This window comes from Paraburkholderia sp. BR10954 (assembly GCF_040965775.1).
Classification (GTDB): domain Bacteria; phylum Pseudomonadota; class Gammaproteobacteria; order Burkholderiales; family Burkholderiaceae; genus Paraburkholderia; species Paraburkholderia youngii.
This window is the reverse complement of the sequence record NZ_JBFRCK010000081.1, coordinates 1-10128: the sequence shown is the minus strand read 5'-3', so window position 1 is coordinate 10128 and position 10128 is coordinate 1. Positions and strand designations below refer to the sequence as shown.

Here is a 10128-nt window from a genome sequence, read left to right as displayed (position 1 = left end):
AACAGGGGTTCCTGCATCTCATCCATTCCGCGCATCGCATCCGCTGCCAAAGATCATGAACACGATATCCATAACGCCCGTCCCTCAAACCCCGTCTACACGGGACCCAAATTCAACAGCCTGCTAGAGGCAATGCCGCCAGTTGTTCACGCAGGGCGCCCGTCATGCTGTCGAACGCGATCTGCTGACTGGTCGTGAGCGGCGCGAAGCGGGTTTGGCTTGTCAACACGAGCGGATCGATCGGTCGACCATACTCACGCACCTCAAAATGCAGATGGGGCCCGGTGGCCGTGCCAGTACTGCCTACCGCGCCGAGTGGTTGTCCTTCGGTCACCGGCTTACCCACACGCAAATCGCGGGCGAACGCGGACAGGTGCGCGTAGTGCGTCGTAAAGCCTCGCGGATGACTGAGTACGATGATGTTGCCGTAACCGGCTTTGAAGCCAATGAATTGCACGGTTCCTGAGGCGGCCGCGCCGACAGGTGTTCCCTTCGGTGCCGCAAAGTCCACACCTGTGTGCATCATGTGTTTGCCCTTGACCGGATGGGTCCGGTAACCGAATGGCGAACTGAGCCGAACGTGATCGACAGGCATGGAAAATGGCTTGGTGGCAAGCCTGCGCCCGTCGAATGAATAGTAGTGTCCATCGGTGCGTCCCGGCGCGATGAACCACACGGCCTGGTGGACCTCACCGCCCGAGCGGAGCTCGACGGCAGTTAGACGCTTGCGCTGTACGTTCGTATCGTCGTGTCCATAGAGGACATGATAAGTGTCGTCCTTGTGCGCAGGCGCGGTGACGTCGAGACGAGGAGCGAAAAGATGCGCGATCTGCTGTTGTATCTCCACTGGCACGCTGGCGCGTGCCAAGGTGTCGCGCAACGTGCCTTCGATCCGTCCCGCGTAGAAACCGCTGTCGACCTGCGGCATGACAAACGGGGCAGCGTCGGCTAACTGACTGCGACTGGTTTTGCTAACAAATTCATTGGCGGCCGGCGCAGTCACCGTCAAGGCCAAAGAGGGTTGGCTTGCGCTTGATGCGTTCACGCGGCTGGCGATCTTCGCTTCCGTCATCCCATCGGACGTACTCAGCATCGCAATCATGCCGCACAGCAATCCGGCAGCCGCTGGGGACTTAAATCGACAATACGCCGAGTGACCCACCTTGGTGGAAATGGCCTGAGCACAGGAACAGACGTGACGTAAATAGCGCGAGCGCATCATTTTCAAAACCTCGCAGTCGGAAAAGGGCTGCAGGGATGAATGACATCGCTTGAAACGCCGCGAAAACCCCATAAATCGATAAAGGGTTCTCTTTCGCGCTATACAACCCGGTAGGAAGAGCCTTTAGTCTATGCAGAGTGGTAAGGCGCCCATATCGGGAGAATCCGATTTTTGAGATTAGCTCGGTGTCAGCGCGCGCGATTGAGCTACGAGCGCGGTTGCTCACACTTGGGTCTGGCGAACAGGGAAATGCCTCGGTGTTCGCGTACGTTTTTCCGCATTCACGAATTGCCAATCAAGCCTCGAATAACAATTTCCGCTTCTTTATTCGATTTGATTCAATAACTTTCAATTGGATTATGTAAGAAAAGACCTTACCCCCATTACGCATAAAATTACGCGTATTAGTAAAACTACCGATGCTGTAGTCAGACTACATTCTTACATTACTCACCACGGAGAGTCGCTACAGCCCATCCAGCTGCGCCGATTCTTCTTCCAACAGGCAAACGTTTGCAGTCATCGCTGCATGCCTGTTTTCGCGTCCGCTTTCCACCCACCCGACGCGCTCCGTTGTCCCAAGAAGAGCACAATTTCGGAGAGACACCTATGCAGAAGAAACTATGGCCGGCCGTCGCGATAGCGGCGGCCGTGAGCGCTGCTGCGCACGCGGAAATGCCCACTCCTGGTCTCGACTTCGCACCCATGTCGACGGTGCTGAACGCGTTCGCGTCGGCGGCCGCGCATCGGCGCGCGGAAACGCTCGTCAACAAGATGACGATCGACGAAAAACTGCAGTTCATTCATTCGGAGTACGCGATGTCCGCCGTGCCGGGCGGCGGCGCTGGCTACATTCAGGGCGTGCCGCGTCTCGGCATTCCCGACCTGAACATGGTCGACTCAGCCACCGGTTCGGGCAGCACCAACCAGCCATCGACGACCTTTCCGGCGACGCTCGCGGTGGCGGCGAGTTGGGACCGCGCGCTGTCGTGGAACTTCGGCAAGCAGATCGCGATCCAGTTGCGTCAGCAGGGCTTCGGCATGGGCCTCGGCGGTGGCACCAACCTCGCGCGTGAGCCGCGCGGTGGCCGGCTCTTCGAGTATCTCGGCGAAGATCCGGTGCTCGCCGGTGAGATGCTCGCCGAACGCACCGACGGCACGCAAAGCCAGAAGGTCATCGCGACGATCAAGCACTACATGGGCAACGAGCAGGAACACAACCGCGGCGGCGGCAACAGCCAGATCGACGAGCGCACGATGCGCGAGCTCTATCTGCTGCCGTTCGAAATCGCCGCGCGCCGCGCGCAGCCGGGCAGCGTGATGTGCAGCTACAACGAGGTCAACGGCACCTATGCCTGCGAGAACTCGCACATTCTCAACGACGTACTGAAGAACGACTGGCACTTCGAAGGTCAGGTGCAGTCGGACTGGGGCGCGACGCATAGCACTGCCTCCGCGATCAATGCCGGTCTCGACGAAGAAGAAGACGTCGGTTCGACCGTCTATCTGACGCCCACGCTGGTCAAGCAGGCAATCGCGAACGGCTCGGTGTCGACCGCGCGCCTCGACGACATGGTCGAGCGCAAGCTGTACGTGATGATCCGCACGGGCGTGATGGACGATCCGCCGAAGGGTGGCGCGACCATCGACTTCTCGGCCGCGAGAGCCTTCACGCAGTCGGTCGAAGAACAGTCGATGGTACTGCTGAAGAACGCCAACAATCAGTTGCCGCTTGCCGCCGGCTCGCTGTCGCGTATCGCGGTGATCGGCGGCCATGCCGACGCGGCGGTGCTGACTGGCGGAGGTTCGGGCAACACGCGTGATCCGGTGACAGGCGCGTTCGCCGGTTGCGGCGGCTTGACGTTCGGCACGCAGACGGGCTGCAGCTGGTGGACCAATCCGTGGCTGAAGCTGCCCACGCCGATCGTGTCGGCGATTCAGGCACTCGCGCCGCAGGCGACGGTGACCTTCGCCGGCAACAGCGATCAACAGTCGCCGTTTGCCGCCTACACGCAGCAGCAAATCACCCAGGCGGCGACGCTGGCCGCCAACTCCGACGTTGCGATCGTCGTAGTCGCGCAGCCGGCCGGTGAGGACATCGGCGATCTGCCGAGCCTGGGCCTCGCGAATCCGACCAACCAGGATGCACTCGTCGAAGCGGTTGCGGCGGCCAATCCGCATACGATCGTCGTCGTCGAAAGCGGCAACCCGGTGCTGATGCCGTGGAAGGACAGCGTGTCGGCGATCGTCGAAGCATGGTATCCGGGCGAAGGCGGCGGCAACGCGATTGCGAACGTGCTGTTCGGCAAGGTCAATCCTTCCGGCAAGCTGCCCGTCACGTTCCCGGTACGCGACCAGGACACGCCGACGTGGGGCACGAATGGCGCGTTTGCGGCGAACCCGGTGTACTCCGAGAAGCTCGATATGGGCTATCGCTGGTACGACTCGCAGAACATCACGCCGATGTTCGAGTTCGGCTACGGCCTGTCGTACACGCACTTCGCGTACTCGGGTCTATCGGTTCAGCATCTGCCCGACGGTCTGATCGATGTGTCGTTCAACGTGCGTAACGATGGGCGCGTCGCCGGTGCCGAAGTGCCGCAGGTGTATCTCGGCGTACCGTATCAGGGTGAGCCGCCGCGGCGTCTCGTCGGCTGGGACAAGGTTGGTCTGAACCCGGGCGAATCGCGTCGCGTGCACGTGGTCGTGACGCAGCGCATGCAGAGCGTGTGGGATACCACGAACAACCGTTGGCGCTATGTGCCGGGCAGCACGGTGTACGTCGGCGCGTCGTCGCGCGACATCCGTCTGCAGGGGCACGGCTAAATAGTGTGACGTCGTAGCGATCGCGGGCGCGCGAAGTTGCGCGCCCGCTTGTATTACCGATCACGCTTTCAGCGTGTTCTTGTAGAACTTTCCATCCTTCATCACGACCCGCAGGTTCTGCTCCGGGTTAGCCATCAGGTCGAGATTCTCGAGCGGATTGCCATCGACGAGAAGCAGATCGGCGTATGCACCTTCTTCAAGTACGCCGAGCTTGCGCGGATACGGATTGCGGTGCCCGGACAGCGCGAGTAGTTGTCCATTGGTGCCCGTTGCCATCGTCAATGCCTCGGCTCCGTTGTACCACCGCTTCATATGCGTGAGCATCCTGCCTTGCCCTGCGGCCACGGTCTGCGAAAAGATCAGGTCCGTGCCGAATGCGACCTTGATGCCATGCTTGCGCGCGAGTTTGAAAGCGCGATCGGTGCCCGCAATCACTTCGAGAAATTTCTCGCGGCTCTGTGGGGCGAGCGGGCCCACGTCGTCTTCGTTGACGAACGGCTGCGTGCTCAACCACGTGCCGTTCTTCGCCATCAACGCCGCAGTCTTGTCGTCCATCAGATGACCGTGCTCGACGCACTGCACGCCCGCCGCAACGGAGCGCTGAACCGCTTCTGGCATGTACGCATGCGTGAGGACATAGGTGCCCCAGTCGGCCGCTGTTTCGACGGCCGCGCGCAACTGCTTTTCGGTAAAGGTGAGCATGTCGAGCGGACTGCGCGGCGTCGATACGCCACCGGAGCCGACCAGCTTGATCTGCGTCGCGCCCTGGATGAACTGCTCGCGCACGCGCAAGCGGACTTCGTCCTCGGTGTCGGCGATTGCGAAGCCACCGTCCCGCTCCAATTGGGTGACCTGGCTGCTGGTGCGCGGCAGCTCGGTCAGTGCGCGGAAATCGCCGTGACCGCCAGTGGTCGTGATCATCGCGCCAGACGGATAGATGCGCGGTCCGGAAATCATGCCGCTATCGATTGCCTGCTTCAGCGCGAATGACGGGCCGCCCGCGTCGCGGATCGTCGTGAAGCCGCGCAGTAGCGTGCGTTCCGCTTCAGCGCTTGCCGCGATATGGACGAGTGAAATGTCCGATTGAAGGATGACCTGAACCGGCACCGCCGCGAGCAGCGCATGCCAGTGCATGTCGATCATGCCGGGCATCATCACCTTGCCACCGCAATCGACCAGCGTTTTGCCGTCGATCGAAGCCGGTTGACCTCGACCCAACTGGCTGATGCTGTCACCCTCGACAACCATATAGAGGCCGTCACGCAACGTCGACGATTTGCCATCGAACAAACGGAAGTTCGTGAATAGCACCGGCTTCGCAGGCGGTGCTGGCGGCACGGTGGTTTGGGCATTGCTGAGCCCGGGCAGTACCAGACTCAACATCGAGGCGGCGAGACCAGTGACAAAACCGCGGCGCGACAGATCGGCGCTAATACGGCGGTTTGCATATTGCACTTGTGACTTGTCACAAAGACATGAGGAAGATGGACTGACTATTTTATTGCCAAGATACTTTCCTGAAGGCATAGCTCACCCCATGACGTGGACCACGGTGCATCGAAAGCCGCCGTCTGACTACAGTTCACAATTGGCGACGTGAGAGTCAAGCCAGCACAGAGTATCTGCTGCGAACGAGGATGGCAAATGCGGGAGCGGAGTGCGGAAATGATCGGTCGAACTAAGATAGCGATGCGACGAGCGGGCGTAGCGAGGGCCAGCCCGCCGGATCGATGAACGCCGAATCTTCGAGTATTCAGTGGCGGCGCTGAAATTCCCAATTGTCCGAACCGGACCGGCAGAATCGTGGAGTGAGATGCATCGTTTGTCCTCTTGCACTGAGGTCGATTGCCGCGACCCGGCATGTTCGCGCTTCTTCCTTGACCGTGTGTGAAGGCGTGATCGTCGCGTGGACACGAGGCCTGTTGCGCGTTGCCTCGTTCGTCCAGTCGAGTGTTTCGCCATCCTGCTTGGTATCGAGCGCCTGATTCACTGCGGACTGGATCGACGCGATGTCCGCTTGCCGCATCAGACTGATCGGCGTATCGCTCAGGAATCCAAGGTTGATGGCCGCGTGAGCGCCCATTGTTTCCAGCACGAGCAAGCTACCAATAACCACTTTGTACAGCCGCGACGGTACTGACATGGGTTGGTTCTCCTGAGAAGAGGTCATGCGGAGATCGAAGGCAAGAAGGACAATAACGGCAATGACAGCCGATAGTACCATTGGAAAAGTCTTGACGAATAAGCTCGTCCAACCCGGGCGCGAAAGGTCCGTTTTACACCTTGAAAGCGTCGCCGGCAGCGAATCTGGAGCAGGGTTTGGTGGGCGAAGAGAAGCCCGCCTGGCCCGACGATTCGGTTCAGGCGGGCTTGTGCGATCAAAGCTCGATGTAGTCTGATCGTCGCGACCAGCGTCATCGCGACGGAGCGCTTCGTCAGTTCTTCTGCGCGAGCAGCGCCTGAATCTTCGCTTCGGTCTGCGCATAGTCGCCTTCTCCAAAGTGCGAGTAGACGATATGACCTTGCTTGTCGATCAGATAGAACGCGGGCCAGTACTGGTTGTTATACGCATTCCAGGTCGCGTACTGGTTGTCCTGCGCAACCGGATAGGTGATGCCGAGCCGCTTGAGCGCGGTCTTCACATTGCCGGTGTCGCGTTCGAACGGATATTCGGGCGTATGCACGCCGATCACCGTGAGCCCCTGATCCTTGTACTTCTGGTTCCAGCTTTTCACGTAAGGCAGCGTGTTGGCGCAATTGATGCAGCTATAGGTCCAGAAGTCGACGAGTACTACTTTGCCGCGCAACTGCTGCAATTCGAGCGGCTCGCTATTGAGCCATTGCGTGATGCCTGTGAGCTCGGGTGCGGGCGGCCCGCTTTCCTGCGGCGCTGCGATCGCGGCCGTACTCGCCGCGATCAACGCGCAGGCGGCAAACGCGGCGGACAGTGCGAAGCTTTTCAATCGGGTAGTCATGTCAAAGTCCTTTGAGTGAGGGGAAAAGGCCGGCGAGCCGCGCGTACAGCAGCACGTCGTACTGCAAATAGATGGCGAGTGCGGTCAGCATCACCAGTACGCCGAATACCTGTTGCAGACGCTCTGCGTGACGCGAGACGACACGCACATGACGCGTCACGTAATGTCCGCCATAGATGATCGCGAGCATTGGAATCGCTGCGCCGATCGCATACAGCGTGAGCAGCAGTGCCGACCAACCGAGGTCCTGAGCCTTCACGACGAGCACGAGAATCGACGCGAGCACGGGTCCGGCGCAGGGTGTCCATACCGCGCCGAGCGACATGCCGAGCACGAAGCCACCCGCGTTGCCGCTGCCCGGCTGCGTGCCCGGAGCGATGGCCGCGCCGATCCGGTCGAGCGGTCCTTGCAGTTGTGCGACGAGCCAGTCGTAGGGGCGCGGCCAGATACGCAGAAGTCCGGACAGTGCGAGCAACGCGATGCCGGTATTGCGCAGTACCTGTTGCGCGACGTGCACGGTGCTCGACACAGCGCCCAATAGCAGCGCGAAAGATGCAAAGGTCAGAATGAAGCCGGCAACGATGAAGAGTGGCCGCGTACGGCTCGGTTGTTCGACGGAAGTGCCGAGCAGGATCGGCATCACCGGCAGCACGCAGGGAGAGGCAATCGTCAGCAACCCGGCGAGCAGGGCGAGCGGAGTTTCGAGGGTACTGTGCATGATGGGCGTTCCGTTGGCTGGGATGACCGTATTGGAACGCCCGCGCGTATCTGGTTTATGTCGGCGATCAGGCGCGGTTGCAATGTTGTGTGTCCGCGCACGGCGCAGATACATTGCGACACAAACCGGCTGACGAGTCGACGCGCTGCGGTGGCTGCCGGGCGGTCCCGGCGTGAGCACCCCATGGAAATAGCGAAGGCGCTGTTGGTTGGCCTCACGTATTTGGTTAGTCGCCTAGGGCCAAGCGTTGCGTTGCCTACGAAGCAACGATGCGTGAACTTAGTTGCTCTTCCTGATGACAGCCTGCGCTGTCACCATTCGTCTCAAGCAGTATTCGATTCGTTTATTCCAAATTCCGTATCAAATCTTGGCTCAAAGGAGAACAACCATGTCGGATCAGATCAATAGCCGTCGCCGCCGCTTTCTCGGAACGGCGGTTGCGGGTGTCAGCCTGCTCGAATTGGGACTGAGCGGACTCGCGCATGCGCAATCGGCCGACACGGCCGGCAATGCGAAAGCAGGTGCGCGCGTGGCGTCGTTCGAGAACATTCGCTCGATAAATGCAGGCACCTTGAGCATCAGCTATGCGGAAGCAGGTCCGCAGAACGGACCGGTGGTCATTCTGCTGCACGGCTGGCCTTACGACATCTACAGCTTCGCCGAAGTAACGCCGTTGCTGACGGCGGCCGGTTATCGAGTGATCGTGCCTTACCTGCGCGGCTACGGCGGCACGCGTTTTCTGTCGGCCGATACGCCGCGCAACGGCCAACAGGCAGTGGTCGCGGTGGACATCATCAACCTGATGGACGCGCTGAAAATCGACAAGGCCGTGCTCGGCGGCTTCGACTGGGGCGCGCGCACGGTGAACATCGTCGCCGCGCTGTGGCCGCAACGCGTGAAGGCGATGGTGTCGGTGAGTGGATATCTGATCGGCAGCCAGGAGGCTAACCGCGCGCCGTTGCCGCCGAAGGCCGAGCTCGCGTGGTGGTACCAGTTCTATTTCGCCACCGAGCGTGGCCGCGCGGGTTATGAAGCGAACCGTCATGACTTCAACAAGCTGATCTGGCATACGGCCTCACCGAAATGGAATTTCGACGATGCCACGTTCGAGCGCTCCGCCGAATCGTTCAATAACCCGGACCATGTTGCCGTGGTGATTCACAACTACCGCTGGCGTCTGGGACTCGCGCAGGGCGAGCCGCAATACGACGAACTCGAAAAGCGCCTCGCGACCGGACCGACGATCGCGGTGCCGACCATCACGCTCGAAGGCGATGCGAACGGCGCCGCGCATCCGGAGCCCGCTGCATACGCGAAGAAGTTTACCGGCAAGTATCAGCACCGCAACATCAGCGGCGGCATCGGCCACAACCTGCCGCAGGAAGCGCCGAAAGATTTTGCGGATGCGATTCTCGACGTCACGCGCCTTTGATCGAGCCGGCGCTCGCCGGCTTTTCTCTTCTAAACAGAACCCCGGCAGCCGAACGCACGGCTGCCGGGGTTTTTTCATGGGCAGGCCATTTGCAGCACGCGCGCAACTCGCAAGACGCATGCGACGCTGGCACTGCGCCGCATGTTCGGAAGCGGGGTTTTGTATCGCAACGTATCAACGGCGTACGCAGACAAACACGCTTGCAGAAATGGGGGGTGACGAAAACATTGCAGATACGTTGGAGCGTTCTAATGTCTTCACGCAAGGTTGATTCACAACGTTGCGTGTGAATCAGGCGGGGCATGACAGTGTATCTGCATTGATGGCTTTGTGTTCCGCTCAATCCTTATCCCTGATGGTTTGATACCCGGAGAAGACTCATGAAACTCGTTCAATCGCTGCTCGTCGCCGCACTCGTCGCCGCTCCTGTCGTTTCGTTCGCGCAATCGCAACCGCAACACGCGCTCACTCGCGCTGAAGTTCGCGCGCAGGTGGTCCAGTTGCAGAAGGCCGGCTATAGCCCGGCTAGTGACAACGCGCAATACCCGCAGAACATCGAGGCAGCAGAAGCGCGGGTCAGCGCCAGCAAGGACGCTACCGCGTACGGCGGTGTCGAGAATGGAAGCTCGGCTTCCAGCTCGCATCTGCCGATGAAGCATGCGGCTGCGCATGGAGCCAACGACGGCTCGAACGTTGTCGGCCTTGGCTCGATCTACGCGCACTCCTGATTCGTTGATCGCTGAATGTTCTGATACCCGGAGAAGACTCATGAAACTCGTTCAATCGCTGCTCGTCACCGCACTCGTTGCTGTTCCCGTTGTTTCGTTTGCGCAATCGCAACCGCAACACGCGCTCACTCGCGCTGAAGTTCGCGCGGAGCTGGTTCAATTGCAAAAGGCCGGCTACAACCCCGCCAGCGACAACACGCAATATCCGCAGAACATCGAGGCGGCCG

At 60.3% G+C, this 10128-nt stretch carries 9 protein-coding genes; 4 read left to right on the top strand and 5 right to left on the bottom strand.

Annotated features, from left to right (window positions below):
• Positions 1–112 precede the first annotated feature (112 nt).
• Entirely contained in the window at positions 113–1102 is a 990-nt protein-coding gene (locus AB4Y34_RS39585; RefSeq protein WP_368719103.1) for a M23 family metallopeptidase, read from the bottom strand.
• Between the two features lie 729 nt (positions 1103–1831).
• Between AB4Y34_RS39585 and AB4Y34_RS39580 the strand changes: the two genes are divergently transcribed.
• Positions 1832–4048: a beta-glucosidase gene (locus AB4Y34_RS39580; protein ID WP_368719102.1), complete on the top strand. Its 2217-nt coding sequence runs from the start codon at positions 1832–1834 to the stop codon at positions 4046–4048.
• 60 nt (positions 4049–4108) lie between these two features.
• Here the strand turns inward: AB4Y34_RS39580 and AB4Y34_RS39575 are convergent, their stop codons facing one another.
• The 4 genes from AB4Y34_RS39575 to AB4Y34_RS39560 form a co-directional block, all read right to left on the bottom strand.
• The gene (locus AB4Y34_RS39575) at positions 4109–5431 is read right to left on the bottom strand and encodes an amidohydrolase family protein (protein WP_368719104.1); all 1323 of its coding nucleotides are present in this window, start codon (positions 5429–5431) and stop codon (positions 4109–4111) included.
• 370 nt (positions 5432–5801) lie between these two features.
• On the bottom strand, positions 5802–6218 hold the full coding sequence (locus AB4Y34_RS39570; protein ID WP_368719101.1) for a hypothetical protein: 417 nt from the start codon (positions 6216–6218) through the stop codon (positions 5802–5804).
• A 265-nt stretch (positions 6219–6483) separates the two neighbouring features.
• Positions 6484–7023 (bottom strand): thioredoxin family protein, encoded by a 540-nt coding sequence (locus AB4Y34_RS39565; RefSeq protein WP_368719100.1) that lies wholly within the window; start codon positions 7021–7023, stop codon positions 6484–6486.
• 1 nt (position 7024) lies between these two features.
• Complete coding sequence (locus AB4Y34_RS39560) at positions 7025–7741, bottom strand: cytochrome c biogenesis CcdA family protein (RefSeq protein WP_176125871.1); 717 nt, start codon at positions 7739–7741, stop codon at positions 7025–7027.
• Positions 7742–8129: 388 nt separating this feature from the next.
• Here AB4Y34_RS39560 and AB4Y34_RS39555 point away from each other — a divergent pair, with 388 nt between their 5' ends.
• From AB4Y34_RS39555 to AB4Y34_RS39545, 3 genes are all read left to right on the top strand, one after another.
• Positions 8130–9173: an alpha/beta fold hydrolase gene (locus AB4Y34_RS39555; RefSeq protein ID WP_368719099.1), complete on the top strand. Its 1044-nt coding sequence runs from the start codon at positions 8130–8132 to the stop codon at positions 9171–9173.
• 380 nt (positions 9174–9553) lie between these two features.
• Positions 9554–9901, top strand: coding sequence for a DUF4148 domain-containing protein (locus tag AB4Y34_RS39550; RefSeq protein WP_176382911.1), 348 nt, complete (start codon positions 9554–9556; stop codon positions 9899–9901).
• Positions 9902–9941: 40 nt separating this feature from the next.
• Positions 9942–10128 (top strand): DUF4148 domain-containing protein (locus AB4Y34_RS39545; RefSeq protein ID WP_368719098.1); only part of this gene is annotated, 187 nt, incomplete at its 3' end.

Excerpts from the sequence above, each read along its gene's own strand:
- AB4Y34_RS39585 (WP_368719103.1), bottom strand. The coding sequence starts at position 1,102 with ATGATTGCGATGCTGAGTACGTCCGATGGGATGACGGAAGCGAAGATC.
- AB4Y34_RS39580 (WP_368719102.1), top strand. The coding sequence starts at position 1,832 with ATGCAGAAGAAACTATGGCCGGCCGTCGCGATAGCGGCGGCCGTGAGC.
- AB4Y34_RS39575 (WP_368719104.1), bottom strand. The coding sequence starts at position 5,431 with ATGTTGAGTCTGGTACTGCCCGGGCTCAGCAATGCCCAAACCACCGTG.
- AB4Y34_RS39570 (WP_368719101.1), bottom strand. The coding sequence starts at position 6,218 with ATGACCTCTTCTCAGGAGAACCAACCCATGTCAGTACCGTCGCGGCTG.
- AB4Y34_RS39565 (WP_368719100.1), bottom strand. The coding sequence starts at position 7,023 with ATGACTACCCGATTGAAAAGCTTCGCACTGTCCGCCGCGTTTGCCGCC.
- AB4Y34_RS39560 (WP_176125871.1), bottom strand. The coding sequence starts at position 7,741 with ATGCACAGTACCCTCGAAACTCCGCTCGCCCTGCTCGCCGGGTTGCTG.
- AB4Y34_RS39555 (WP_368719099.1), top strand. The coding sequence starts at position 8,130 with ATGTCGGATCAGATCAATAGCCGTCGCCGCCGCTTTCTCGGAACGGCG.
- AB4Y34_RS39550 (WP_176382911.1), top strand. The coding sequence starts at position 9,554 with ATGAAACTCGTTCAATCGCTGCTCGTCGCCGCACTCGTCGCCGCTCCT.